General features: G+C 68.1%; 17 protein-coding genes. 11 read left to right on the top strand and 6 right to left on the bottom strand.

Features of this window, described 5'->3' with window-relative positions; genetic code table 11:
* Window positions 1-105 precede the first annotated feature (105 nt).
* Entirely contained in the window at window positions 106-825 is a 720-nt protein-coding gene (locus AC1Q6X_RS03675) for an SDR family oxidoreductase (protein WP_492495190.1), read from the bottom strand.
* Window positions 826-922: 97 nt separating this feature from the next.
* On the opposite strand from AC1Q6X_RS03675, the gene AC1Q6X_RS03670 reads away from it, so the two are divergent.
* Genes AC1Q6X_RS03670 through AC1Q6X_RS03660 form a run of 3 tightly spaced genes read left to right on the top strand, consistent with a single transcriptional unit; the run spans window position 923 to window position 2,429 of the window.
* On the top strand, window positions 923-1,096 hold the full coding sequence (locus AC1Q6X_RS03670) for a hypothetical protein (RefSeq protein WP_492495188.1): 174 nt from the start codon (window positions 923-925) through the stop codon (window positions 1,094-1,096).
* 47 nt (window positions 1,097-1,143) lie between these two features.
* Window positions 1,144-1,944: a TOTE conflict system archaeo-eukaryotic primase domain-containing protein gene (locus AC1Q6X_RS03665; protein ID WP_492495186.1), complete on the top strand. Its 801-nt coding sequence runs from the start codon at window positions 1,144-1,146 to the stop codon at window positions 1,942-1,944.
* A 35-nt stretch (window positions 1,945-1,979) separates the two neighbouring features.
* Window positions 1,980-2,429, top strand: a complete 450-nt coding sequence (locus AC1Q6X_RS03660) for a VOC family protein (protein ID WP_492495184.1) — start codon at window positions 1,980-1,982, stop codon at window positions 2,427-2,429.
* Between the two features lie 127 nt (window positions 2,430-2,556).
* Here AC1Q6X_RS03660 and AC1Q6X_RS03655 read toward each other — a convergent pair whose 3' ends face one another.
* Entirely contained in the window at window positions 2,557-2,802 is a 246-nt protein-coding gene (locus tag AC1Q6X_RS03655; RefSeq protein ID WP_070224327.1) for a hypothetical protein, read from the bottom strand.
* A gap of 294 nt (window positions 2,803-3,096) precedes the next feature.
* Here AC1Q6X_RS03655 and AC1Q6X_RS03650 point away from each other — a divergent pair, with 294 nt between their 5' ends.
* Entirely contained in the window at window positions 3,097-4,497 is a 1,401-nt protein-coding gene (locus AC1Q6X_RS03650) for an aminotransferase-like domain-containing protein (RefSeq protein WP_492417104.1), read from the top strand.
* Between the two features lie 42 nt (window positions 4,498-4,539).
* Here AC1Q6X_RS03650 and AC1Q6X_RS03645 read toward each other — a convergent pair whose 3' ends face one another.
* Window positions 4,540-5,601 carry an NAD(P)H-dependent flavin oxidoreductase gene (locus AC1Q6X_RS03645; RefSeq protein WP_492495182.1) on the bottom strand — a complete coding sequence of 354 codons (1,062 nt, stop codon included), beginning with the start codon at window positions 5,599-5,601 and terminating at the stop codon, window positions 4,540-4,542.
* An 87-nt stretch (window positions 5,602-5,688) separates the two neighbouring features.
* Between AC1Q6X_RS03645 and AC1Q6X_RS03640 the strand changes: the two genes are divergently transcribed.
* The gene (locus tag AC1Q6X_RS03640; protein WP_492495400.1) at window positions 5,689-6,564 is read left to right on the top strand and encodes a LysR substrate-binding domain-containing protein; all 876 of its coding nucleotides are present in this window, start codon (window positions 5,689-5,691) and stop codon (window positions 6,562-6,564) included.
* Entirely contained in the window at window positions 6,561-7,691 is a 1,131-nt protein-coding gene (locus AC1Q6X_RS03635) for a YbfB/YjiJ family MFS transporter (protein WP_492495180.1), read from the top strand. Before AC1Q6X_RS03640 ends, AC1Q6X_RS03635 begins: the two co-directional genes overlap by 4 nt.
* Before the next feature lie 3 nt (window positions 7,692-7,694).
* Here AC1Q6X_RS03635 and AC1Q6X_RS03630 read toward each other — a convergent pair whose 3' ends face one another.
* From AC1Q6X_RS03630 to AC1Q6X_RS03620, 3 genes are read right to left on the bottom strand one after another with little or no spacing between them, the layout of a single operon-like run.
* A complete protein-coding gene (locus AC1Q6X_RS03630; protein ID WP_492495178.1) occupies window positions 7,695-8,741 on the bottom strand; it encodes a serine hydrolase domain-containing protein in 1,047 nt (348 codons plus the stop codon).
* Window positions 8,732-9,532, bottom strand: coding sequence for an alpha/beta fold hydrolase (locus AC1Q6X_RS03625; RefSeq protein WP_492495176.1), 801 nt, complete (start codon window positions 9,530-9,532; stop codon window positions 8,732-8,734). The genes AC1Q6X_RS03630 and AC1Q6X_RS03625 overlap by 10 nt, the downstream gene beginning before the upstream one ends.
* On the bottom strand, window positions 9,529-10,545 hold the full coding sequence (locus tag AC1Q6X_RS03620; protein WP_492495174.1) for a M14 family zinc carboxypeptidase: 1,017 nt from the start codon (window positions 10,543-10,545) through the stop codon (window positions 9,529-9,531). Before AC1Q6X_RS03620 ends, AC1Q6X_RS03625 begins: the two co-directional genes overlap by 4 nt.
* A gap of 207 nt (window positions 10,546-10,752) precedes the next feature.
* Here AC1Q6X_RS03620 and AC1Q6X_RS03615 point away from each other — a divergent pair, with 207 nt between their 5' ends.
* From AC1Q6X_RS03615 to AC1Q6X_RS03595, 5 genes are all read left to right on the top strand, one after another.
* Window positions 10,753-11,493 (top strand): hypothetical protein, encoded by a 741-nt coding sequence (locus AC1Q6X_RS03615; RefSeq protein ID WP_492495172.1) that lies wholly within the window; start codon window positions 10,753-10,755, stop codon window positions 11,491-11,493.
* Window positions 11,490-12,065, top strand: coding sequence for an RNA polymerase sigma factor (locus AC1Q6X_RS03610; RefSeq protein WP_492495170.1), 576 nt, complete (start codon window positions 11,490-11,492; stop codon window positions 12,063-12,065). The genes AC1Q6X_RS03615 and AC1Q6X_RS03610 overlap by 4 nt, the downstream gene beginning before the upstream one ends.
* An 8-nt stretch (window positions 12,066-12,073) precedes the next feature.
* Window positions 12,074-13,048, top strand: a complete 975-nt coding sequence (locus AC1Q6X_RS03605) for a FecR family protein (protein ID WP_492495168.1) — start codon at window positions 12,074-12,076, stop codon at window positions 13,046-13,048.
* Between the two features lie 153 nt (window positions 13,049-13,201).
* Window positions 13,202-25,822, top strand: coding sequence for a filamentous hemagglutinin family protein (locus AC1Q6X_RS03600; protein ID WP_492495166.1), 12,621 nt, complete (start codon window positions 13,202-13,204; stop codon window positions 25,820-25,822).
* The gene (locus tag AC1Q6X_RS03595; protein ID WP_492495164.1) at window positions 25,819-26,544 is read left to right on the top strand and encodes an RNA polymerase sigma factor; all 726 of its coding nucleotides are present in this window, start codon (window positions 25,819-25,821) and stop codon (window positions 26,542-26,544) included. The genes AC1Q6X_RS03600 and AC1Q6X_RS03595 overlap by 4 nt, the downstream gene beginning before the upstream one ends.
* Window positions 26,545-26,574: the final 30 nt, after the last annotated feature.

Below are 26,574 nucleotides of genomic sequence, written 5' to 3'. Positions count from 1 at the left end.
GGCTGGTCACGCCCGGCGAACGATTGCGCTGGCTCAAAGCCCGGGATAGCGCAAGGGGGCAAGCAGCAAGAAAAACGCGCACGCCATGCTGCTGGTGCGGATGGCTCACGCGCGCCCGCCGAGGCTGCCTCCGCCATCCACTGCCAAGACTTGGCCTGTCACGTAACTGGCTTGCTCCGATAGCAGAAAGCCGGCGGCGGCAGCGACTTCATCCGGCTGTCCCAGCCGCCGCATCGGTATCGTGGCAAGCACCTGGCGTTCCATTTCGCTGCCGACGGGGCGCGTCTTGCGGAACAGCGCCGTTTCCACGGGGCCTGGGGCGATTGCATTGACCGTCACGCCGTGCTGGGCCAACTCCAGCGCCCAGGTTCTCGTGCAGCCGACCAGGGCGCTTTTGGCGGCGGAATAGGCGGTGCGGTCCACGCTGCCGTAGACTGCGCGGCTGCAGATATTCACGATGCGGCCATAGCGGCGCTGCTTCATCGCATCCACGAACTGCTGTGTCACCTGGATGGCGGCGCGCACGTTCAGGTCGAACACGCTCTGCAAGGTGGCAAAGTCGATTTGACCCAGCGGCTGGGGCGAGGCAATGCCCGCATTGTTGACGATGCCATCGATATCAAACTGTTTTTCCAGCGCCTTGAGAACCTGCGCCGTCTGCGCCAGATCGGCCAGATCGCAGGCCACCAAGGTGCCCGGAAAGTCGACGCCCGCAACGTGCCGCGCGATGCCGATCACCCGATGGCCTTGCTGATGCAGCAGGGTGCAGATGGCATGGCCGATGCCGCGTGTCGCGCCGGTGACGAGGAAAGTACGAGTTTGCATGGGAGAGGAGGTCCTTTGGCCTGAAAATGCCCAGCTGCGAAGGCTACACTTTTTTGCAAAGTCACGTCGCCGCAGCGGCTGACCATTCGCGCAGCAATTGCCCGAACGCTTCGGCGGCCGCCGTGGCGCCGGCGTGGCCCAGCTTGCGCTCGCGCAAGGCTTTGGTGCCGTGATGCTGTACGGCGGCATGGCCGCCTGCCTGTTCGCCGCGGCCAGCTGGCTGGTGTTTGGCGCCGGGAGGGAAGGTGCGTCAAGGGCGGGAAGGCTATAATCGGGGCACGTTGACAAGTGTTGCTCAACGTCATTACGAGGCTGCCCATGCATAAACTGATTTCCGAACTCACCCGCCTGTACCTGTTCGAGGAACAGCAGCACTACGTCGATGCGCAGGGCGGCGTCCAGCCGTTGACGCCGGCCGTGCTGGCACGCCACCTGTCGGGCGAGCAGACGGTGGCCGTGCAACTCGTGACCGAGAGCGGCCTGACGCGCGCGCTGGTGCTGGAGTTTGGCGGCAAGGGCGGCGGCGAGGCACACTGGAGCGCGCTGTGCATGATCGCCAATGCCGTGCAGCACGAGCTGGACTTGCCGGCGCCCGCCGTCAGCATCTCGGGCACGGCGTTCCAGTTATGGCTGTCTCTGGCCACGCCCGTGCCCGTTGCCCAGGCGCGCCAGTTCGTGCAGCTGCTGCGTCCCACCTTTTTGCCTGCTTCGACCGACATCCTCGCCGCAGCGCCGCCAGACTACGTGACGCAGGCGGCGCTGCCGCCATGCCTGCAGCCATCGGGCAAGTGGGCCGCCTTCATCCACCCCAGCATGGGCGCCGCCTTCGTCGACGAGCCGGGCCTGGACATGCCGCCGCCGCCCGCCGCCCAGCTGGGTTTCCTGGAAAGCTTGCGCAGCATCACTCCGGCACAATTCGCGCAGGCGCTGGCGAAGCTGCAGGGACATGCGGGGCTGGCTGATGCCGTGCCCGCTCTCGCGCCCGTCGCCGCGCCATTACCGGCGGTACAGCCCGTTACGCAGCCAGGCTTGCTGCTGCAGGACGCTACACTGGAGGACATCGTGCGCTGGCTGCATGCGCGTAACATCGAGCCGACGTTCCGGCACAGGTTGCCGTAGCGGGGGCAGGCTAGCTTAGACACCCAGGAGGCAATATGACAGTCAAGCGCATGGACAACGTCGGCATCGTCGTGGAAGACATCGATGCCGCCATTGCGTTCTTCACCGAACTTGGTCTCGTTCTCGAAGGGCGCGCCCCAATTGAAGGCGACTGGGCCGATGGCGTCACCGGTCTGCGCGGCATGCGCGTCGAGATTGCCATGATGCGTACGCCGGACGGTCACAGCCGTCTCGAGTTATCCCGTTTCCTCGCGCCGCCCGTGGTCGCCGATCATCGCGACGCCCCAGTGAACGCTCTCGGTTACCTGCGTGTCATGTTTACCGTCGAGGATATCGACGATACGCTCGTCCGGCTCGTCCAACGCGGCGCGAAGCTGGTCGGCGAAGTCGTCCGGTACGAGCACATGTATCGGCTCTGCTACATCCGTGGTCCCGAAGGCATCCTCATCGGACTTGCCGAACAGCTCCCGCAGCAGACGCCCTGAGGGAAGCCGCCGGAAGTAGAAAGCCAAAGGCTCGCCGTCCAATCGCTTGCTGAGGCAGGCCTGCGCGAAACGCCGCGGCGGGAAATTGCTGCCGCATCGCCGCATATCGGCCGGCGCCTTTCTGTCATCAGGGCATGGTCATGTCCAGACCGACCATGCTGACGACGAAGAAGGTGACGATCCCGAGTGCCAGGAGCAATAGCGCGAAGATGGCGACCACCTTGCCGCTCGCGCGCAGCACCGCGCGATTCTGCTTCGCCTTGTCCTTATCCTTCTTGCCTTGATCGTAATGCCACTTGATGGCGAAGAACATGCCCGTGGCGAGCACGAGTGCCTTGAATGTCACGAAGACTATAGGGGTCCAATCGATCATTTTGCGTATTTCCAGTCTATTACTTGATTACTTGACACTATCTGTCGTGAGGCGCACTGCCTCAAATTGCTGCTTCAGCAGCTTCTGTTCCAACTTTTTCTTCCACTATCCCCCCAGGCATCCTGTTTGACTCTTTCATTATAGCCAGCTCTGAAATAACGACGGTATCGAGCGCAGCGATGTGCCGCATGCGGATGAGTGAGGAAAAAACGTCTGCGACTGCCATGCAAGGATGGTGTTGCTGCACGTTATAAGGCATACTACCTTAAAACAATCTCCATACATTGAGACAAAATGTCCCAGTTAAAAACCATACAAGATGAAAATTTGACGGGCTGGTTGCCGCGATTGGCCGGGAACAAGGGGCCCCGTTTTTTGCAAATTGCGGATGCCTTGCAGGTGGCGGTGGCAGACGGCTCGCTGACAGCGGGCGACCGTCTGCCGACGCAGCGCCAGTTGGCGGCACAGCTGGGCGTCGACCTGACGACGATCACGCGCGCCTACGACGAAGCCAGACGCCGCAACTTGCTGGAGGGGCGCGGCGCGCGCGGCACGTATGTCGCGGCGCCGAAAGTCGAATTGACCGCTATCCTCGACCTGAGCATGAATACGCCGCCACCGCCGGAGGGCGTGGACTTCGACGACATGTTGCGACAAGGTTTGTCTCAAGTACTGATGCGCGCCGATAATGAGTTGCTGATGACCTATCACTTGGGCGGGGGAAGCGACTCCGACCGCAAGGCCGGAGCAAGATGGCTGGAACCGATGTTCGGACCTCTGGATTCAAGGCAGGTGGTTGTCTGTCCCGGTGCGCAAGCGGCGATCGCCGCATTGATCCTTGCGCTGACGGAGCCTGGCGATGTGATCCTGGCGGAGCCGACGAGTTATCCGGGCTTGCGTGCCGCAGCGGCCCAGTTCGGCCGGCACGTCATCGCGGTGGGCGCGGACAAGCACGGGATGCTGCCTGAGCTGCTAGAGGAAGCGTGCCGCCAGCACCAGCCCGCGCTGGTCTACCTCAATCCGACATTGCAGAACCCGACCGCCATCACCATGCCGGAACGCCGGCGCAGGGAGCTGGCCGGCATTGCGCAGCGCTGCAATGTACGCATCGTCGAGGACGATCCCTACTGGCTTCTTGCCGATGCGCCGCCGCCGCCCGTTGCCGCGTTTGCCCCGGCACAGGTGCTCTACATCTCGACGCTGTCGAAATGCCTGACGCCCGGCTTGCGTGTCGCCTTCGTGCTGATACGCGACCCGGCGGAGCGCGAGCGTTTCCTGGTCGCGCTAAGATCATTTGCGCTGATGGTCGCTCCTCTGACGGCCGCCCTGGCCACGCAGTGGATACTCGACGGCTCGGCCGACAGATTGATGGAAGGCGTACGCAAGGAGGCGCGCCTGCGCCACCGGATGGCGCGCGATGTACTGGCGGGACGCTACAGCGGCGCCGGAGACGGTCTGCATGTATGGCTCGAGTTGCCTGCGTATTGGAACTCCTCGCAGCTTGCGCTCGCAGCCGCCAGCTACGGCATCGCCGTCACGCCGGCGGAGGCGTTCGCAACGGGCAGCGCATCGGTGAACGCCATTCGCATCTCTTTGGGCAGCATCAAGGACCGTGGACGCTTGCAGGCCGGTCTTCAACGGCTGTCTCACCTGCTTGCGCGGCGGCCCGAGTCATTCAGCGCTGCCGTGGTGTGACTGGCCGGGATGCGCCTCCGTATTGCCAGAAGCATCCTGGCATCAGGCCGCCATTTCCCTTGCCAGTGCCGACACCAGTTCCTCCGCCCCCATTTCCCGCGCCAGCGGCGCGCCCTGGCCGGCCCATTGCGCGGCGAAGTCGCTGTTGCCGTGCCGGCTGGCCAAGGCGTTCAATTGTTTGGCGGCATCGTAGGCGACGGGATAGTCGGCGGGCGGCGGGCTGTCCGGCGCTTCGCCGTGCTCGATCAGGCGGTTCACCATGCCGCGCGCCAGACGGCCCGAGAGCACGCTGGTCAACCGCGTGCTTGCCGCCCGTTCGCTTTGCAGGTTGGCGCGGTAGCCCGCATTGGCCGACGATTCCGGGCACAGCACGAACGCCGTGCCCAGCTGGGCCGCTGCGGCGCCCAGGTCCAGCGCGGCGCGGATGCCTTGTCCATCCATGATGCCGCCGGCGGCGATCAGGGGGAGAGCAGTGCGGCCCGTCAGCAGGCGCAGCAGCACGCTGGTGCTGTGGCGCTCGTCGGGCGCCTGCGGGTCGAAGACGCCCCGGTGTCCGCCCGCTTCCACGCCCTGCGCCACGATGGCGTCGATACCGGCCTGTTCGATCAGCGCCGCCTCGCGCACACTGGTGGCCGTGGCCATGGTGTAGATGCCGGCCTGGCGCAGGGCGGCGATCTGCTGCTGCGCCGGCAAGCCGAAATGGAAGCTGACGACGGCGGGGCGCTGTTCCAGCAGCAGGGCGAACGCTGCCTCGTTGCCGAGAAAGGTTTGGTAGATCTCGTCGAGTTCCGCTGGCACGGCCGCGCCCAGTTCCGCGAACAGGGGCGCCAGATGGGCCAGCCAGGCCGCTTCGCGCCGCGCATCGCGTACCGCCGGCGCATGGCAGAACACATTCACGTTGAAGGGGCGGTCCGTCAGCGCGCGGGTTTCCTCGATCATCTGGCGCGCCTGCGCCACGGTGCCGGCGCCGATGGCCAGCGAACCGAGGCCGCCAGCGTTCGAGACGGCGGCGGCCATGCGCGGCGTGGAAACGCCCGCCATCGGCGCCTGGATGATGGGGTGCTGCAAGCCGAGATGGTCGAGGAAGCGCTGGGAGGTGCTCATGATGTTTCCTTCATGAAATTAAGGATGTTGCGCAATATTCTTATTTGAAGAATATAATAGCATAATAATTCTTAAATAGAGAACATGATGGACATGGAATCCCTGACGATTTTCTGTGCCGTGGCCAGCGAGCTGAGCGTCACCCAGGCCGCAGCCAGGCTGGGCCGCGCGCCGTCCAGCGTCACCACGCGCATCCAGCAGCTGGAAGCCGATATCGGCGCGGACTTGTTCGTGCGCACCAATAAACGCATGGCCCTGACGGCGGCGGGCGAACGCTTTCTCGAGTATGCGCAGCGTTTGCTGGCGCTGGCGGAAGAGGCCAGGCACGTCGTCACGGGCGGGCGCGACGGCGGCACCTTGCGCGTCGGCAGCATGGAAAGTACGGCGGCCAGCCGCCTGCCGGCGCTGCTGGCCGCGTATCACGCCCGCCATCCGGACACGCGCCTGGCGCTGAGCACGGGGCCGTCGCGGCCCCTGATCGAGCAGGTGCGCACGGGTCTGCTCGACTGCGCTTTTGTCGCCTTGCCGCCAGCGTTCGGCGGCGCCGCCGCCTTGGCGGAGCTGGGCCTGGCATCGACGGCCGTGTGGCGCGAGGAATTGTGTCTGCTGCTGCCGGCCAGCGAAGGGCAGGCGCGCCGCGCCGAGGATGTGCGCACGCGCTCGCTGGCAGCCTTTCCGCAGGGCTGCACCTACCGCGGCATCGCCGAAGAGCTGCTGGGCGTGGCCGGCAGCACGCAGTGGCGGGTGCAGGAGCTGAGTTCGTATCACACCATGATCGCCTGCGTGGCGGCCGGGGCCTGCGTGACCGTGCTGCCGGCCAGCGTGCTGGCGTTGTCCGATGCGCCGGCCACCTTGACAATGCTGTCCGCCGGGCAAGCCGACACGGTGCTCGTGTGGAGAGTCGGATTCGACGTGCCCGCCTTTCAGCATTTGCTGGCGCTGCTCGGCGAGGCGGCGCCGTGAGCGGGGCGGCCAGGCTGCGTGCGGCCATCGCCGCGGCGGTCATTCTCGCCATCGGCATGGGCTTTGGCCGCTTCGCCTTCACGGCCATCTATCCGCAGATGGTCGAGGAAGGCGTCTTGAGCTTGCGCGAAGGCAGCCTGGCCGCCTCGGCCAACTATGCCGGTTACCTGTTGGGCGCCATCCTGGCCATGCGCGCGCGGGCCCACGACGCGCACCGGCTGTGCCTGTGGTCGGCGGCCGGCACGGCGCTGTGCCTGGGCGTGCTGGCAGTGCCGATGCCCGTCTGGCTCATCGTGGCGGTGCGGGGCGTGGCGGGCGTCTTCAGCGCCCTGGCCATGGTGGCCGCTTCCTTGTGGCTGCTGGAACGGCGCCGGCATGGCCGCGGCGCGCCGCTGCTGTACGCGGGCGTGGGCGTGGGCATCGCCGTCTCGGCCGAATTGCTGGTGCTGGCATCGCAGCTGGGCTGGCGCAGCGCGGGCATGTGGCTGCTGCTGGCCGGCGTCGCCGCGCTGGCGGGGCTGGCGGCCGCACCCGCGATTGCCGCTGGCGGACTGGCGACGCTGGACGCGCCAGCGCAAAGGGCAGCTTCGGCGCTGGCGTCCGTGGCGCCGTGGCCGCTGGTGCTGATCTACGGCTTGGCGGGACTCGGCTACATCGTCACGGCCACGTATTTGCCCGTGCTGGTCGGCGCGGCCTTGCCCGGCTTGAATTCCGCCCACGTGTGGGCCGTGTTCGGCCTCGGGGCGGCGCCCTCGTGCTTCCTGTGGCACCGGCTGCACGAGCGCCTGGGCACGCGCCAGGCGCTCAGGCTGAACTTGCTGCTGCAGGCGCTGGGCGTGGCCTTGCCCGTGCTGGCGCCCTCGGCTGCCGGCTACCTGCTCAGCGCCATCCTCGTCGGCGGCACGTTCGTCGGCACGGTCACGATCGCCATGCCGGCCGCGCAGCGGGCCGCCGTCAAGGCGGGCACCAGCATGATGGCCATCATGACGGTGGTGTATGGCGTGGGCCAGATCATCGGCCCCGTGCTGGCCGGCAGCCTGTATGCGCAGTCGCACAGTTTTAATAGTTCGCTGCTGGCGGCCGCCGGCGCGCTGCTGCTGGCCATCATCGTGAGCTTGCGGCTATAAAGTTCAAAGACCGAAGGCGCGGCGCATGAAAGCGTGCCGCAGCGCGTTGACCCTGGCGGAATCGCGCGTGTAGTACAGTTTATTGGTCAGCAGCACCGCATAGCGGCCGCGCCGGGGACTGATCCACAGGGCCGTGCCGGTGAAACCCTGGTGGCACCAGATGTCGTCCTGCGGCCCGCTGCCTGTCGCCGGGTGCCAGAACAGGCCGCGCGACGGGCTCAAGGAACCCGTCTGCACCGTCAGCGAATCACGCACCCAGCCGGCGTCGAACACCTCGCCATGGCGGTCCTGCGCCAGCATCGCCTGCAGGAAGCGCTGCAGGTCCGGCACATTCGAAAACAGCCCGGAAATGCCGCATACGCCGCCCAGCAGCCGCGTCGAAAAATCATGCGTCACGCCGGCAAGATGGGCGCCCGCCTGCTCGCAATACTCGGTCGGCGCGACCAGCTTGCCATGCGCAGCCGGCAGCGGGCCAAAGCGCGTGGCGGCCATGCCCAGCGGCCGCAGCACATGCTCTTCCAGGGCCTGGTCCAGGGGCATGCCCAGCAGCCGCTCGATGACCAGGCCGAGGATCAGGGCCGCGCGGTCCGTGTAGTCGACCGCCTGGCCTGGTACGCCTTCGAGCGGCTCGCGCAATACGCCGCGCACGATATCGTCGTACACCTCGCCATAGCTGGCGCGCAGGCGGGCGCGCAGCGGCAGGCCGGCCGTATGCGTGAGCAGCTGGAAAATCGTGACGGGCGCCAGCGCATAACCGTGCGTGCCGGGCAGCACGTCGGCCAGGCGGGTGTCCAGGCCCAGGCGTTCCTGCTTCAGCAGCCGGCCCGTCAGCGACCAGACGCTGATGATCTTGGTCAGCGACGCGATGTCGAACAGGGTATCGACCTGCATCGCGGCACTGGCTGGATCGGGCGTGAGCCGCCCGGCCGCGCCCGCCACGCCGTCGTCGACGGTGCCCACGGCCCAGGCCGCACCCGGGAAAATGTGCTCGCGTACGCCGGCCTCCGCCAGCGCTGCCAGTTGCTCCGTACTGCTGCTTGTTATCTGCATGATGATTGTGCCGTCCTGCCGTGGTCTGTCATTTCTTCCCCCAGCCAGCGCGCCACCGATTGCGCCAGCCATTCGCCCTCATCGAGCGGCAAGTCGTGGCCCGCGTCGCCATGGATCAGGCAATCGGCTTGCCAGGCGCGCGCCAGGCGCTGCGAGCAGCGGTGGTCGACCAATTGATCTTGCGCGCCGGCCATCACCAGCACGGGCATGGCCGGACGGCTGGCGGGGGCGCGGTAGCGGGCGGCCGACAGCAGCTGGCGCAGCGCATTGCAGCGGTTGACCGGATATTGCTGCTGGTAGCTGAGCCAATCGGCCAGCAGCGCCGGATTGCCATGGGCGTGCCTGCGGCTGGTCAGGCGCAAGATCAGCGCTTCCTGGCTGCGTGCATCGCCGGCCAGCAACTGGCGCAGCAGGGCGCCGTAGTTTTGCCAGCGCAGGCGCCGGTAAAACGGATTGAACGGCCGCATGCTGGTATTGACGAGTACGCAGCGTGCGATTTCCTGCGGATAGCGGCTTGCCCATTCGACGGCCACCATGCCGCCCAGGGACAGGGCCAGCAAGTGGTATGGCGCGGGGATGCCGCGCGCCAGCAAGTCCTGGCGGCAGTCTTCCACCATGACGGCCACGCGGGTGGCGCTGTCTTCGTCGTGGCGCGTGCCGTTGCCGGGCAGGTCGGGCGTGACGATGCGGGCGCCGGGCAGGGCGCGCGCCAAGGTGGCGGGGAAGCTGCCCCAGTGGCGCTGTTCGCGCATCAGGCCGCGCAGCAAGACCCAGGTAGGCGATCCGCTCATGATTCGTACCATTGCGCCAGGGCGCGCCGACGCTGCGCCTTGCGCAGCAAGCCTTCCGGCATCCAGCGGCCGTGGCTGCTGGCGGCGCGCATGAGGAAATCGAACCACACCAGGTGCCGCCGCAGCACGCGCTGCAAGCGGTGCGCGGCCGTGGGGTTGAAGATGCTGACCCGGTTGAACAGCTGGCGCGGATTTTTCTTGACCCACAGCCACGAGCCCATTTCCAGCGTCAGGGGCAGGAACACGCGGCCCGTGTAGCTGGTGCCGTTCAGGTAGAGATAGTCCCACAGGTCGCCATGCGTGCGGTATTGCCGGCTTTGCGGCTCGAACACATAGTTGTGGTTGGGGTAGCTCTGGCTGAACAGCTCTTCCAGCGCGCCGATCTCGGCCAGGTGTTCGATCGGCACCTTGGTATGCGCATGGGGAAACCAGATGCGGTCGCGCAAGCCGAAGCCGGAATGGCAATCGAGGGCGATGCTGAACTGGCGCGACAGCAGTTCGCGTTCGACGAGGTCGCACACGGCCTGGCTTTCCGCCTCCATCGGCCCTCCGGCCGCGCCCCGGTACCAGGGCAGGCGGGGGCTGTAGCGCTGGCCGCCCAGCATGAACGGCACTTTTTCGCGCGCACTCAGCGGCGCGTTGCGCATCAGGTCCACGCCGCGCGGATTGCAGCGCGTCGCTTGCCACATGCCGCCCGGATTGACCAGCGGCATGAACACGAGGCGCATGGTTTCCAGCTGCTGGTGCAAGGTGGCGTCCCAGCGCAGGCGCGCGACCAGGCTTTCCAAAAAGGACAGCAGCACTTGCGTGCCGATGCGTTCGAGGCCGTGGATGCCGCCGAAAAAGCCCAGCACGGGCACGTCGGGGCTGGGATTGCCCATGGCGATCGAATACACGGGAAATGCGCGTCCATCGATGGCGATGCTGCAGGGCGCGGCAACTTCCAGGTGACTGCCGCCCTCGTTGATGAGGCGCTTCAGCATGACCAGCTCGGGCAGATTCTTTTCGATCATCAGGCGTCTGAAAGGGAAAGTAGCAGCCAGTGTAGCCGAAATCATTGCCGCGTCCGACGTCCCGCATGGCGAAATTTATTGGTGATAAGCATGTCACGAAGCCGTCATGTTTGCTGTGTAGTCTGTTGCAGTTGACGCAAGGATTGTTCATTGTAAACACCCCAGGCGTCCGCTTTACTCCTCACACGATAGCGACACGATAGCGATATGACAGGCAGCCCGGCATCCGTCCATGTGCTTGCGCTGGCCGGATGCCTGGTACTGCTGGGTTTCCTGGCCGCGGTGGGGCCCGTGCGGGCGCACCCGGCCGACGGCGCCGTCTTGCAGTTCGATATCGCCGCGCAAAACCTCGGCGACGCGCTGGATATATACAGCCGCCGCACGGGCATCGCCGTGCTGATCGACCAGCGTTACGCGCAGCGCCAGTCGGCCGCCGTGCGCGGCCCCTATGCGGCGGGAGCGGCCCTGCAAGTCTTGCTGGAGGGCACGGGACTGCAATCGCGCCTGTCCGACGCGCAAGCCGTCATCGTGTATGCCCCGGCCGGTGCCGCGGCAATTGCAGCGGATGTGCCGCCGGCCGCCATTCTGGCCGCCGCCGACATCCCGGGTGCCACGCAGGGCGGCGGCGACCATGCGGCCTATGTGGGCCGGCTGCAGCACGTGCTGCTGGGATTGCTGTGCCGCGCCGCGCAGACGCGTCCCGGCGGCTACCGCCTGGCGCTGCAGCTGTATCTGAACCGCGCCGGCGTCGTCGACCGCGTGCACCTGCTCGACAGCACGGGTTTGCGCGCGCGCGACACGGCCATTGCGCGCGTGGTGCTGGGCATGCGCGTGGGCGCCGCGCCGCTGCCGTCAATGCCGCAGCCCGTTTCCATCCTGCTGCTGCCGCAAGGTCCGGGCAGCGAAGTCGATTGCGCCGCTGGCGCGCAAGGAATCTCCGCGCCATGAGCCTGCCCGACCTGCGCACCAGGCTCAAAGGCCACCTCAGTGCGCGCTACGCCGTGCTGCGCTGGCGCCTGGAAAGGGTCGTCGGCTGCAAGCACCATGCGGCCGATGCGCTGCAGGAAACATGGCTGCGCCTCGAAGCGATGGTGTCGCCGGGTCCCGCCGCCGCGCCCGTCCACAATCCCGACGCCTACCTGCTGCGCATGGCGGCCAATATCGCCACCGATGCCTACCGCCGCGACCGCATCATCGTCACCGAGCGCGAACGCGAGGAGCTGATGCACATGGCCGACGAACCCGGCGACGACATCAGCGACCCGGCGCGCATCGTCTCGGCGCGGCTCGACGTGCAGGCGCTCGATGCGGCCTTGGCTGGCCTGTCGCCGCGCCGCCGCGCCATCCTGACGGCGGCGCGCATCGACGGCATGCTCAATGCGGAAATCGCCGAGCGCTTCGGCATTTCCGTGGCGATGGTGAAGAAAGAATTGCAGGCCGCCATGCAACACTGTAAAACGTGCATGGCCGACGCCGATGCGGCCCAGCGCAGCGATGTGTCGGGCCGCCGTAAATATTGATGAATCCCATGACCGCTTCCGACCGCGATCCACGCGACCTTGTTGAACATGACGACACTGCCATCGGCCGGGAAGCCGCCGCCTGGTGGGCACGCCTGCGTGCCGACGATTTCACGCAGGCCGACGCCGACGCCTTGCGCGCCTGGTGCGCGCGCAGCCCCGCGCATGCGCGCGCCTGGCGCGAACTCCGGCAGGTGTGGCAGGCGCTCGATCCCGCCTTGACCCGCGCCGCCGCCGCGCCGCCGCAGGCGAACGTGCTGGCGTTCCCCGTCCGTCACGGACGGCGCGCCTTTCTCGGCGGCGCGCTGGCGGCCGGCGTGGCCGTGCTGGCCCTGCGCCCGCCGCTGGGCGCCTGGCCGTCGCTGCAGGAGCTTGGCGCCGACTACCGCACGGGCACGGGCGAGCAGCGGCAACTGGCCCTGTCGCAGCAGATGACGGTGCAGATGAATACGCAGACGCGCATCGATGTGCGGGCGCCCGAGTCGATCGAACTGCTGGGCGGCGAAGCGGAAATCCTCGCCAGCGGCGCGCGCCAGCCCGTGTCGGTGGTGGCGGGCGCGGGGCGTTTATTGGCGCAGTCGGCCCGCTTCAATGTGCGCCACACGGGCGATGCCGTCTGCGTGACTTGCCTGGCGGGCGCCGTCGAGGTGGTCTGGCAACAGCGGCGCCAGACTCTTGATGCAGGACAGCAACTGGTGTACGACGACGGGGGCGCGCAGGCGGCCACGGCCGCACCAAAGGGCGAAGCGAGCGCCTGGCGCACGGGTGCGTTGTCGTTTGCCGGCCAGCCGCTGTCCCAGGTCGTCGATGAAATCAACCGCTACCGGCCCGGCCGCGTGCTGCTGCGCAATCCCGAACTGGGCCGCCGCCTGGTGCGCATGCGCTTTTCCATCCGCCAGATGGATGGCGCGCTGGCGATGATACGCGACTTGACGGGAGCAGAAATGATCAGTTTGCCGGGCGGCATCGTCTTGCTGAGCTGATCTCGGCGGATGCCGGATGCCCCGGCGGCACGCGTATCAAAATATTTTTCAAAAAACATTATCCCTTCCGCCGCCCAGCTACGTCATGGAGGCATGGACGCTTGCGCTAACGCCAGGCTCCGTTCCCATCCCACTAGCCAGGAAACCATTGCCATGACTAAGCTTCACACTGCCCAGCGCCCAGTCCCAACCGTTGACACGGGCGCGCAGCGTACTTCCACGCTGGGCAGCCGCCTGCGGCTCACGCCGCTTGCTTACGCACTGACCACCATGCTGATGGCGGGCGCCTTCAGCACGCCGGCGCGGGCGCAGCAGGCGTTCAGCGGCGGCTGGTTCGCGGCCAAGGGGGCGGCGCAGAATACGGCTGCCACCTCGGGCCGATTGCCGAATGGCCAGCCGCTGCCGTTGGGCAGCCGGCCCGAGGGCCAGCAACAGGCCAATCAGCAGTTGCAACGCTCGCTCAACAACCTGAACCTGGCCGCGCGCGCCATCGCCGCGCAGCAAGCGGCCCAGGCGCAGGCGCGCCAGAGTGCCGCCGGCGGCGCCAGCGCGCCGAACGGCCTGGCGCAGGGCGGCTTGCAGGTCGACACCAACAGCCTGACTGCCGGCTGGCTCCATGCCCAGGCGCCCGTGCAGACGGTGGCGAACGGCAAGACGACCGTGGTGGTGCAGCAGACGGCGGACAAGGCCATCCTGAACTGGGAAACATTTAATGTGGGCAAGGACACGACCCTGACCTTCCAGCAGCAAAAGGACTGGGCCGTGCTGAACCGGGTCAACGATCCGCAAGCGCGTCCCAGCCAGATCCAGGGGCAGATCAAGGCCGACGGCACGGTGCTGCTCGTCAACCGCAACGGCATCGTGTTTACCGGCACGAGCCAGGTCGACACGCGCAGCCTGGTGGCGGCCGCGGCCCGCATCAGCGATACGCAATTCCAGAAAAACGGCATCTACAGCGCCGGCACGGCCGGTGCCACGACGTTGACCGATGCGGCCGGCAAGGTACAGGTACAGGCGGGCGCGCGCCTGGCCAGCAATGCGCCCAAGGGCAGCACGGAAGGCGGCGGTTACGTGATGCTGCTGGGCAAGGAAGTGCACCAGGCGGGCGAGATCGCCACGCCCAAGGGCCAGGCCCTGCTGGCCGCCGGCGACAGTTTTACCATTAAAAAAGGCGTGGGCACGGATGGCAATCCGCTGTCGAGCACGCGCGGCAGCGAAGTCACGCCGCAGTTCGCGGCCGGCAGCACGGCGGGCAAGGTCGTCAACACGGGCCTGATCCAGGCGCGCGAAGGCGACGTTACCCTGGCCGGGCGCGACGTGCGCCAGGAAGGCGTCGTGCTCGCCTCCACCACGGCCGCCACGCGCGGCACCGTGCACCTGAACGCCCTGGGCAGCGACGCGGCCGTCACCGTGGGACGGGGCGCCACCACGGCCATCGTCATCGAGGACGACGGCAAGACGACGGCGCTCGACAGCCAGCGCGACGCCATGCGCGGCCCGGCCGCGACGTCCACGGAAAACATCGTTGCCGTCAACGACCGCCGCGACCAGTCGCGCATCGAGATCGGCAGCGCCGGCACGGTGGAATTCCTCGGCGACTCGCTGACCCTGGCCACGGGCGGCCAGATCGCCGTCAACGCGGCCAGCCGCAGCCTGCTGCGCGACGGCGCCCAGCTCGACGTCTCCGGCGCCGTGGGCGTCAAGGTGGCCATGGAGGCGAACAATGTCGAGATCAACGTGCAGGGCAACGAGCAGCGCGACGCGCCCGTCAACCGCGACGGCAAGGCCTTGCTCAACAGCAGTATCTGGGTCGACCGCCGCAAGCTGGTATTCGTACCGAAAGGCACGAACGGCTACGACAGCGACCGCTGGTACACGGCCGGCGGCTTGCTGGAAGTGGCCGGCTACCTGGGCACGCAGGGCCACTCCGTCAGCGAGTGGATGGCGCAGGGCGGCACCGTCAGCTTCGGCGGCAAGGATGTGGTCACGCAAGCCGGCTCCGCCATCAACCTGTCGGGCGGCACCCTGGACGTGCAGACGGGCGCACTGCGCCAGACCTGGCTCAAAGGCTTGGACGGCAAGCTGTATGAGGCGGGCAGCGCGCCGGCCGACTTGCCGTACGCGGGCGTGTACAAGGGTTACGAGGAAGAACATGCGCGCTGGGGCAAGGATGCCAGCGCGTTCTACGCCAATCCATTGATCGCCGCGCAACAGCGCCTGGAAAACGGCTACACGGTGGGCCGCGACGCCGGCAAGCTGGTGGTCGCCACCGGTTCGGCCGTACTGGAAGGGGGCATCGCGGGCGATGTCTTCCAGGGCGAGCGCCAGACGCAGGCGCCGCAGGCGCTGCTCGACGGCTACCAGCAGTCGCAGCTGGCCGCCGCGCAGCGGGGACAATTGATCGTCGGACAGTACCAGCCCATGTTCGACAAGCGCACGGGCGTGCTGCAGCACGCCTTGTCGGCCGTCATGGACGAGGTGCGCCTGACGCGCGTGCAGGACGGCATCGCCGCCGGCCTCGACCTCGCTGGCGTGCTGGCACCCGAACGCCAGGGCAAGCTGCTGCTCGACACGGGCTTGCTCAATGACCAACATCTGGGCGCCATCCGCCTCGCCGCGAAAGGCGCGATTACGGTCGACAGCGCGCTGCAGGTGGCCGATGGCGGCAATATCACCCTGTACGGCAAGGACGTGGCCATCAACGCCAGCCTGCGCAGCCATGGCGGCAGCATCATGGCCGGCAACGTGCTGAACCAGCTTGGCGCGCTGGGCATGGTCGATACGTTCGTCAATCCGGGCGGGCCAGCGGGCAAGCTGGTGCTGGCCGATGGCGTCACGCTCGATACCAGCGGGCTGCTCAGTAATGTGCTGCGCGATCCGCTGGCCGCCGCCGGTTTGCCCTATATCAATGGCGGCAATGTGTCGCTGCGGGCGAACGGCGATGTGCGCATCGGCAGCGCCAGCCTGATCGACGCCGGCTCGGGCGCGGCCATCCTGGCGCAGGGCAAGCAGCAGGGCGGCAAGGGCGGCAGCGTGACCCTGGCCAGCTATGGAACGACATCGGACCTGGTGCTGGGCGAGGGCGCACAAGTGCGCGGCCATGGCGTGACGGGCGGCGGCAAGCTGGAATTACAGGCGAACAAGATCGTCATTGGCGACATTGAAAAACCCGGGGCCGGCACCCTGCAGCTGGGCGGCGACTTTTTTGAGCAGGGTTTTTCCAGTTACAGCCTGGTCGGCAAGCAGGGCTTGACGGTGGCGGACGGCAGCCAAGTCGACGTGCGCATGCCCGTGCTGCGCGTAGTGGACAATGAGAAACTGGCCCTGTGGACGCCGGAGCCGGTCACGGAAAACGCGCTCAAGGGCACCTTGACCCAGCGCAAGGGCGCCAGCCTGGCCCTGCAGGTGGGCGATATCCTGTCCGGCGCGGCCGACATGGCCGGCGCCGAGTTGCTGATAGGCAAGGGCGCCGTGGTGAGCGTCGATGCTGGCCAGTCCATCAGGCTGGCCAGCGTGGGCCAGCTGACGGTGGACGGGCGCCTGAACGCGTGGGGCGGCAAGATCAGCCTGGGCGGCGTGGGCGTGGACGTGAACGTGTCCGAAGCGGTGGAAGCGGCCGGCCATGGCCGTTCCATCTGGATCGGCGACAATGCCGTGCTCGACGTCGCGTCGCGCGCCGTCACGGCCACCGATGCGCAGGGCCGGCGCTACGGCAAGGTGGCGGACGGCGGCAGCATCGTCGTCGGCGGCGAAATCGACCACGCGCAGGGCAGTACGTCGGCGGCCAGCCTGTTCGTCGTCGTGCGCGACGGTGCCGTACTCGACGCTTCCGGCGCGCACGCCGTGCTGGACGTGAACGGCGCGGCCATCGACGTGGCCAGCGCGGGCGGCAGCATCGCGCTGGCGTCGAACAATGGCTTGTACCTCGATGGCCAGCTGCTGGCCAGGGCGGGCGGCGCGGGCGCGGCGGGCGGCAGCCTGTCCGTGGCCACGGGCACCCCGGTCTACCTGAAAACGCTGGCGACGGACAAGGTGCTGCAGGGGCGCCAGCTGATCCTCTCGCAGCGCCAGCTTGCCAGCGACCTGGCCGCAGGCATCGGTGCGCAGGACGGCCAGCAGGCGCTCCAGTACGGCCATGGCCGCTACTCGGTCGAGCAGGTGGAGGCGGGCGGCTTCGGCAACCTGGCCCTGCTGGGCGCCGCCTCCTTCGATGGCGACGTGTCGCTGACGCTGCAGCAAAGCTTCCAGTTGTATGGCGCGCCCGTGCTGGCGCCAGGCAGCAAGCCCGGCGCGAAGGTCGGCATCGCGGCGCCGTACGTGCGCCTGGCCAGCGTCAAGCCGGCAGGACGCGATTTCTATGTCACGCCGGGTACGGCGGGCCAGTCGCCGGTGGCCGGCCAGGTCAGCATAGCTGGCGACCTGATCGACGTGCGCGGCCTGGTCGACATTCGGGCGGACGACGTGCGCCTGACGAGCCGCGGCGACGTGCGCTTCCTGCTGTCGCCGCTGGGCTGGGACGGCAACCAGCCGACGACGGTGCTGTCCACGCCGGGCGACATGACCCTCAGCGCGGCCCAGCTGTACCCGGAAACGGGCGCCGGCGCCGCCGTGCGGGCCGGCTATGGCATCGTCAACGGCAAGATTGGCTACGATCCGGCCCACAGCCTGAACATCGCCCGCAGCACGGCTGACGTGCCGCTCATGCCGTATTCCGCTTTCGGCTCGCTGGAACTGGCCGCCGCGCACATCGAGCAGGGCGGCGTCGTGCGCGCGCCGCTGGGGCGCCTGGCCATCGGCGCGGCCGGCTATGAGAACGACAGGAGCCTGACCGTTAACTTGTTGCCAGGTAGTATCACCTCCGTCAGCGGCGCCGGCCTGGTCATGCCGTATGGCGGCACCGTCGATGGCCAGACCTGGAACGTCAACGGCAAGCCGGTCACCCTGATGGGCGTGGGCGGCATCAATGTGCAGGGCGGCCTGCGCATCGGCGTGGACATCGCCGGCGTGGCCGTGGACGTGCGGCCGGGCGCGCTGCTCGACCTGTCGGGCGGCGGCGAACTGACGGGTGCAGGTTTCATTTCCGGGCGCGGCGGCTCCACCGACGCGCGCACCCATCCGCTGGTGCAGGTGGGCCCGAATGGCGGCTTCATCCTGCCGGGCCTGGCAACCAACCCCGTGTACGCCATCGTGCCGGGCGCGCAAGCGCCGCAGGCGCCGTCGGGCGGCGACAAGGGCGCCGCCGATGCGGCCATCGGCCGGCAGGTGACGATAGGCAGCGGCGTGCCGGGTCTGCCCGCCGGCACCTACACCCTGATGCCGTCGACCTATGCCTTGCTGCCGGGCGCTTTCCGCGTGGAACTGAACGGCCTGGCGGGGCAAGGCAGCGCCGGCTCGCTGGCGCAGCCGCTGCGCAACGGTTCCTGGGCCGCGCCCGGCACCTTGTCGATCGCCGGCACGGACATCCGCGCGCCGCTGGCCAGCCAGCTGATACTCACGCCGGCCAAGGTCTTGCGCACGTATTCGCAATACAACGAAACGGGCTATGCGGCGTTCGCGCTGGCCGATGCGAAAACGCGCGGCATTCCCCGCGCACTGCTGCCTGCCGACGCGAAAACGCTCAAGCTGACCCTGGCGCAAGGCGGCGGCCCGGACACGTTCCAGTTCAAGGGCACGGGCAAATTCTCCACGGCCGAGGGCGGCTACGGCGGCACCGTGGTGCTGGGGTCGAGCAATGTCACCGACGGCGACATTGAAATCCTCGCCGACGGCGCGCCGGCCACCAGCGTCGCCGGGCAGCTCAGCGTGCGTGCTTCAAGCCTGAACAATATCGGCGCGGCCCGTATTGTGGTGGGCAATGCACCGTCTGTGGAATATGGCCAGGGCGGCAACTACGTGAACTTCGGTTTCAACTCGGCGCGTGCCATCTACCTGCGCGCGGGCGCCATCCTGTCGGCGCCGGAAGTGTTCCTCGTCGCCCAGGACCCGGGCAATGACCAGCTGGGCGACGGCTTGATCGATATCGCGCCCGGCGCCGGCATCAGCACTGTGGGGCGCGGCAAGGCCGCGTACGACGCCAACGACGGCTTTATCTACCAAAAAGGCCGCGCGGACGTGCACATGCTGGCCGCCTCGAACGGCTTGCTCAACGTGGCGCCCGTCAGCGGCACGGCGCGCGGCGGCATCCGCATCGGCGTGTGCGGCGACACCTGCACCGACAAAGGAACAGCGAGCCTGTACTCGGAAGGCACCTTGCTGTTGTCGACGAACGGCAGTTTCGCACTGGACGACACGGCCCGCTACGGCACGCGCAACCTGAGTCTGGCCGTGGGCGCCATCAACATGGGCAGCAGCGAGGCGCTGGCGGCGGCCCAGGCCAACGGTACGCGCTCGAGCGGCCTGGCCATGAACCAGGGCGTGCTGGACCGCCTGCTGCGCGGCGACACCAGCACCGGCGCGCCAGCCCTGCAGGCGCTGATGCTGAACGCGGCCGACAGCGTCAATTTCTATGGCGACGTGGTGCTCGACACCTACGACAAGGGCTCGGGCAAATCCACCTTGGACCGCCTGGTGCTGACCACGCCGGCCATGTATGGCCAGGGCGGCGCCGACACCGTGGCGACCATCCGCACTGCCAACCTGATCTGGGGCGGTGCCCTGTCGCCGGCCGGCAATGTCATCACGCATGGCGCCGGCACGGGCAGCGGCACCCTGAACCTGGAAGCGGAACGCATCGATTTCGGCTTCGGCCCGTTCACGCAGCCGGCCGGCGTCGCCTCGTTCGACCGCCTGGCCCTGGGTTTTGGCTCCGTCAACCTGAAGGCGTCGGGCCAGGTGACGGCCAACCACAAGGGCAGCCTGTCCGTCTACCAGGCGCAGGGCGCATATGAAACCGGCAAGGGTTTCCAGTACAGCGGCGGCAACCTCAATATCAGCACGCCGCTGCTGACGGGCGAGGCCGGTTCGGCGCACAGCTACACGGCGGGCGGCGCGCTGAAGGTAGCGGCGCCGGCCGGTATGGCGCCAGCGGCTCCCGTCAAGAATAACGCTGCGCTGGGCGCGCAGCTGGCGCTGAACGGCGACAGCGTGAGCGTGGCGACGGCCGTGGTGCTGCCGAGCGGCAAGCTGACCATCAACGCGCAGCACGACATCGCAGTGGCCGACGGCGCGCGCATCGACATGGCGGGCCGCAAGAGCGCCTTCTTCGACGTGGACAAATACAGCTGGGGCGGCGACGTGATCCTGGACAGCCGCGCCGGCGATATCGGCCAGGGCGCGGGCAGCGTGATCGACCTGTCGGCCGAGAACAACCGCGCCGGCAGCCTGAAGGCCGTGGCCCTCGATGGCGCGGCCGGCATGGTGGATTTGCAGGGCAAGATACTGGGCGGCGCCAGCGGCAGCTACGACGCGGGCGGCACCATGGTCCCGTACAAGAAGGGCAGCGTGGACGTGCGCGCGCAAACCCTGGGCGCGGGCGGCGCGCCGGACAGCCAGTTCGCGTTGCTGAACACGCGCCTGAACGAAGGCGGCGTGACGGGTGCGCGCAGCTTCCAGCTGAAGCAGGGCGACCTGACCATCGGCAATGAGCTGAAGGCGGGCGAAGTGCAGGTATCGCTAGACAACGGCCGCCTGACGGTGGCCGGCACGATCGACGCCAGCGGCGAGCGCGTGGGCAGCATCCGCCTGGCCGGCAAGCATGGTCTCACCCTGGCCGGCAACGCCGTGCTCGACGCGCATGGCACGCTGTTGCGCGTTGACAGCTACGGCAAGATCATCGACAGCCCGAACCGGGCCATGGTCGAACTGAACGCGGGCGAAGGCGTATTGAGCCTGGCCGGCGGCGCGCAGATCGACGTGCGCCATGCCACGGCAGCCGTGGCCGGCAAGGGCAAGGGCGAATACGACGGCGCCGCGCGCGGCACGGTGGAACTGAGCGCGCCGCGCCTGGGCAGCGGCAGTTCCCGCACGGATGCGGACGCGGCCACCTTCGGCGACATCGCCATTGCGGCCGGCGGCGGTTTGACGATACGCGGCGCGAAATCGATCGCCGTCAACGCCATGCAGCGCTACGACGACGCGGCCTACGCCGCGGACCTGTCGGCCAGCGGCCGCCCCTACCAGGTGATCAACCAGGCATATCTTGACAGCAAGCATGCGGACAGCACCGCCTTCATTGACGCGGCGCTGGCCAACACGAACTTGCGCAATATCAAGCTGGCGGGCCTGGCCACGGCCGCGTATGCCGATGCGCTGCATCTGCGTCCCGGCGTCGATATCGTCAGCAAGACGCCGGACGGCGACCTGGTGGTGCAGGGCGACCTGGACTTGTCGGGCATGCGCTACGCCAGCCTCAATCCGCGCTTTCAGGCAACAAATGTGCGCGGGTCGGGCGAGGTGGGCAGCCTGCTGCTGCGCGCCGGCGGCGACTTGAGCATCTACGGCAGCATCAACGACGGCTTCGCGCCGCCGCCCGCCACCAAGGATGACGGCGGCTGGGTCCTGCTGCCGGGGCGCGACATCAATGGCAGCGACGTCATCGTCCCGGGCCAGGGCGTGACCCTGGCCGACGGCACCTTGTTCCCGGGCGGGATCGCGCTCAATTACGACGTGCCCGTCAAGGGTTTCAATCTGCTGGCCAATACGCGCCTGCCCGTGGCCGTCGTGCTGGACCAGGCCATGACGGTGCGGGCGGGCACCGTGCTGGCCGCCGCCGTGCGCGACAGCGACGGCAATATCGTCCACGCGGCCGGCACCTTGCTGACGACGCAACAAGTGTTTACGCCCGGCATGCGCCTCGATGCGGGCAGCGTGCTGGCGCAAGCGGTCAAGGTGCGCGCCATGAGCTGGCCCAAGGGCGTGCCGCTGCCGGGCGTGGCTGGCGAACGCAGCGTTTTCGTACTTGATGGCAACCTGGCGCTGGCCGTGGGGGCATTGATCCCGTCCGGCACCGACGTCAAGCTGATGCCCGATGTGAAGTCGATTCAGCTGCGCCCGGAAGTGGCGGGCAGCCAGGGCAAGCTGTGGGCCATCGCGCCCATGCTGGCCGAAGGCTCGCAAGCCTGGGGCATGCGCCTGGTGGCCGGTGCCGACCTCGATGCGGCTGACACGCGCAGCGTACAGGCGCACCCAAGCCACGGCACCCTGCGCCTGGCCGACAGCCATTACGGCATGTATGGCATCCTCGTGCCGCCGAAGGGCGTGCAGTACTGGAGCGAAGCGGCTGCGGAACTGGGCGTCGAAGGCATCGTGGCGGGCGAAGTCATCACCGAGGAATTCACCAGCCAGTTCGGCCAGACTGTGGCGGAGCTCTGCGCCAGCGACCCGTCCCTGTGCGTGCTGAAGGTGGCCTACGTGTGGACCAAGGCCGGCGCGGAAGAGTTTGCGGATGACAACGTGAAGGCGGGCGACCTGCTCGACCCCGTGGCGCTCAAGTGGCCGACGGTTTGCGAGGAAAAGCCCACCTGGTGCGGCACGGCCAACGCCACGTTCGACTACAAGGCCTCGAGCCTGCGCCACAGCGTGCTGCGCACGGGCACGGGCGACCTGGACCTGGTCAGCGGCGGCGACCTGCGCATGGATAGCCTGTATGGCGTGTACACGGCAGGCATGTCGTCCGTGGCGACATCGGCCGGCGATCCGTACAACCAGGCGCGCGGCCGCAATGCCGACGGCAAGGTGCTGAGCAATCCTGACGGTGCGCACGAACACCTGGTCGACGGCGGCGCCGACAGCGTGTACCGCGCCTGGTACCCGGACCAGGGCGGCAACCTGCTGCTGAACGTGGCGGGCAACCTGACGGGCTCGCTGATGACGGGCAGCAGCGCGATCAATCTGCGTCCCGTCGGTTCGGACAGCGGCCACGACAGCGCGGCCGTCGGCAACTGGCTGTGGCGCCAGGGCAGCGGCGCGGTCGCCACGGGTGGCCAGGCGCAGCCGGCGGCGTGGTGGATCAACTTCGGCAGCTATGTGGGCGATGCCAGCGGCAACAAGGGCGCCGACAAGCTGCTGGGCTTTACGGGCTTCGGTACCCTGGGCGGCGGCAACGTGCGCGCCGACGTGGCCGGCGACGCGGGCGTGCAGGCGCTGCTGTCCGGCAGCAGTTTTGACAACAATATCAATACCCGTTCGCAGGGCCTGCTGTTGGCCGTGGGCGGCACGGGCCGCGTGCAGGCCGATGGCAGCCTGCTGCTGACGGGCGGCGGCGACCTCGATCTGCGCGTTGGCGGCGCCCTCAATCCGGCCGGCACGGCAGGCCTCAACCACATGAATGGCGCGCTGGTCGATGTGCGCGGCCACGCGGCCACGTCGGCCGCGCAACTGGGCAGCGTGGCGCTGGAATACGGCTCGCAGCCTACCCAGCACGTGCCGCTGGAAACGCGCGCCTACGATGCCTTCACCGCGACGCGCGCCGCGCCGAAGGGCGGCATGACCCTGGTGCCGGGCGACGCCACCTTCACGGTGGCGACCCTGGGCGACCAGGTGTTGCAGGACGTGGCCGACCCCGGCCGCGTGCCTTTGCTCAGCGCATCCCCGTTCACCAGCGCCGCCGGCGAGGCGGGCGTCGGCTACAGCTGGTTCAGCCTGTGGACGCCGCGCACGGCGCTCGACCTGTTCTCCGCCGGCGGCAACATGACGCCGTTGACGGCACCGGTCGGCACGGCCACCGACCTGGCCATCGTTTACCCGTCCATCGTGCGCGTCGCGGCGCCGAATGGCAGTTTGTACTACGGCAAGGCAACCGCCAGCTGGAATAGCGCCAACAGCTATGCCGAGCCGCTGGTGCTGGCGCCATCGCCGAATGCCCAACTGGAGTGGCTGGCCGGCGATTCCATCTATGCGGGCGGTTATGCCGTCAGCCAGTCCGGCGCCGGCGCGGACAGCATGGCGACGCCGTTCAAGCCAGCCTTCGTGGGCTGGAGCGCGAATGCGGCCGATGCTAATCCCGTGACGGGCAACATTTCCAGCACGGGCGCGCCGGCGACGCGCTCGAACTTCCCGCTGTTCGCCTTCGGCCCCGATTCCGCCGCCGGACCCGCCAACAGCGGCACGCAAGCGGCCCGCATCTATGCCGTGAAGGGCGATTTGATCGGCGTCAATAGCGGCCGCATGGTCGCGTTCTACGACGCCAGGCATGCGGGCACCACCTGGTATGAGGGGGCGCAACCGGTGTGGATGAAGGCGGGCCGCGATATCGTCAGCAGCGGCACGGCATTGCTTGAGGGGATAGACGGTAGCGAGAACACGAGCGGCATGATATTCAGGAATTACAGCAACCTGTTCGTGCACAACAATGCGTTTGACGTCTCGGTGGTCTCGGCCGGGCGCGATATCCTGAACAGTTCCTTCAACGTGGCCGGCCCCGGCACGCTCGACATCAGCGCGGGACGCAATATATTGATGCAGGACAAGGGCAGCGTCGTCAGCCTCGGTCCCGTCGTCGCCGGAGATAAACGCCCGGGCGCCGGCATCGCGATGCAGGCGGGCGTGGGCGCGGCCGGTCTCGACTACCTGCGCTTCGTCAAGCCGTATCTGGACCCGGCCAACGTGGCGCAGGCGGGCGTGCCGCTGGCCGAGCAGGCCGGCAAGGTGGTGAAGTCGTACGCGACCGAATTGACGACCTGGCTGAATGAACGCTACGGCTTCAAGGGCACGGCCGCCGAGGCGCAGGCCTTTTATCTGGCCTTGCCCGAGCCGCAGCAGCGCGTCTTTGCCCGCGACGTGTATTTCGCGGAACTGAAGGCGGGCGGGCGCGAGTTCAACGATGCGGACAGCGCCCGCTACGGCAGTTTCCTGCGCAGCCGCAATGCCATCGCGGCCCTGGCGCCGGCCAAGGACGCCAGCGGCAAGGCCATCGATTATGCGGGCGACATCGTCATGTACCGCGGGCTCTACGCCAAGCGGAACGACGGCGAGCAGCGCTGGGACTATTTCCCCCGCAGCGGCTACGTGCACACCAACTTCGGCGGCGGCATCCAGTTGCTCACGCCGGGCGGCAAGCAGGTGTTCGGCATCGAAGGCGAGGCGCCGCCGTCGACCTCGGGCGTCATCACTAAAGGCGGCGGCAACATCGAGCTGTTCTCGCGCGGCAGCATCCTGCTGGGCCAGAGCCGCGTCATGACGACGTTTGGCGGCGATATCCTAGGCTGGTCGTCGGAGGGCGACATCAACGCGGGGCGCGGCTCGAAGTCGACCATCGTCTACACGCCGCCCAAGCGCGTGTATGACAACTGGGGCAACGTGACCCTGTCGTCCGACGTGCCGAGCACGGGCGCCGGCATCGCCACCCTGGCGCCGATCGCGGAAGTGCCGGCCGGCGACGTCGACTTGCTGGCGCCGCTGGGCACCATCGACGCGGGCGAGGCGGGCATCCGCGTCTCGGGCAGCGTCAACCTGGCCGCGCTGACGGTAGTGAACGCGGCGAACATCCAGGTCAAAGGCGAAGCGAAGGGCATGCCGACGGTGGCGTCCGTCAACGTGGCCGCCATGACGAACGCCAGCGCGGCCGCCACGCAGGCCACGGCCGCCGCGCAGGACGTGGTGCAGCGCGAGCGCGCCGCCACCCGTGCCGCGCAGCCGTCCGTGTTCACGGTGCGCGTGCTGGGCTTTGGCAACGACGCCCCGCCCGACAGCGCGCAAGCGGCGCCGCAGGATGGCGCACGCACCGAGGCGGCCGACTACAACCCGCGCAGCGCCGTGCGCGTGCTGGGTCTGGGCACGCTGCCGGAATCGGCCACGCGCCAGCTGACGGCGCAAGAGCGCAGCAGGTTGTCGCCATGATGGCCGGCATGGCTGGCGCCTTGCCCTTGCGCATGACAGGTGCCATGCGGCAGGCAGGCATGGCCTGGTACCGGCCCGCCATCCGGCCCCGCATGCAGGCGGCCAACGATATGGCGCCCGTGCCAACGTCGGCGCCGGGGCAGGGCGCAAGGCTGCAGGCGGTGTTGGAAAGCAATTACGCGGCCCTGCACCGGCGCCTGGCGCGCCACCTGGGCTGCGCCGAACTGGCCAGCGACAGCCTGCACGACGCATGGCTGCGCCTGGGCGCGCTGACGGCCGGGGACGGTGCGGCGCTGGCGCACAGCCCCGTCGCCTATGTGTTTCGCGTGGCGTGTAACGCGGCCATGGACAGTCTGCGGCGCAATCGCGCCTGGCTGTATGCGGACGAGGAGGATGGCGTCGCCGGCCTCGTCGATTTCCTCGCCGATACGGCGGCGGGACCGGAGCGCCTGGCCGAGCTGCATGCCGACGTGCGCCGGCTGGCGCAAGCCGTCGACTTGCTGCCGCGGCGCCACCGGCAAGTGCTCGAAGCGCTGCGCGTGGATGAGCTGACCCGCCAGGAAGTGGCCGAGCGGCACGACATGTCGCTGCGCAACGTCGATACGGCCTTGCGCCAGGCGCTCGACCATTGCGCCCGCCACACGGGCTACGCGGCGCAGGGCGGCGTCGGCACGACCCGGCGCAGCTTGAGGCTGAACGTTCGTTCGCGTACAGACGCTTAGGCATCCGGCCGTCAGACTGCTGCTTCGGGC

Source organism: Janthinobacterium sp. GW823-FHT06H09, assembly GCF_058794735.1.
The sequence above is the reverse complement of the archived record's forward strand: the minus strand, read 5'-3'. Positions and strand labels throughout refer to the sequence as shown.